The sequence below is a fragment of the Flavobacterium sp. GQ95 genome, assembly GCF_059758655.1.
On record NZ_JCAXEB010000067.1, the window covers coordinates 1 to 557 of the forward strand.

Annotated in this window: 1 protein-coding gene; it reads right to left on the minus strand. The window is 40.8% G+C overall.

All coding sequences use genetic code 11. From position 1 onward, the window contains the following. Positions 1-534, minus strand: a 534-nt coding sequence (locus AC6CH4_RS25955; protein ID WP_498108231.1) for an SDR family NAD(P)-dependent oxidoreductase, incomplete at its 3' end; no start/stop codon positions are given. Positions 535-557: the final 23 nt, after the last annotated feature.

Consider the following 557-nt stretch of genomic DNA (forward strand, 5'->3'; position numbering starts at 1 on the left):
TTCCGCTGCCATAAGGCGCGTTAAATGTGCCTGAGCCGCTTTGGCTGATCCATATCCAGGATTGTTCGGTCCTGCAACAACAGCATTTTTAGAAACAATGTTTACGATGTCTCCACCAAAACCTTGTTTACGCATTACTTCGATTCCGGCTTTCGATACAATAAATTGTCCTTTTACCAAAATGTCATATAATCTGTCCCACTCTTCCAAAGTATGTTCTGCTATTGATTTTGAGATACTGATTCCGGCATTGTTTACCACGATATCCACTCCTCCAAAAGCAAGGCATGCTTCGTCTAATGCTTTTTCAGTGCTTTTTTCGTTTGTAACATTTAATAATGTACTTGAAACGGCATCTTTTCCGAATGATTTGATAAAGTCTTTTGTCGCTTCTTCCAGTCTTTCCTCGTTGATGTCATTGATTACCACACAAGCACCTTCCTGAGCGAATTTCTTTGCAATAGCTTTTCCAATTCCTCCGGCTGATCCGGTGATTAGGGCAACTCTTCCAGATAATGCTTTTGGTTTTGGCATACGCTGTAATTTTGCTTCTTCCA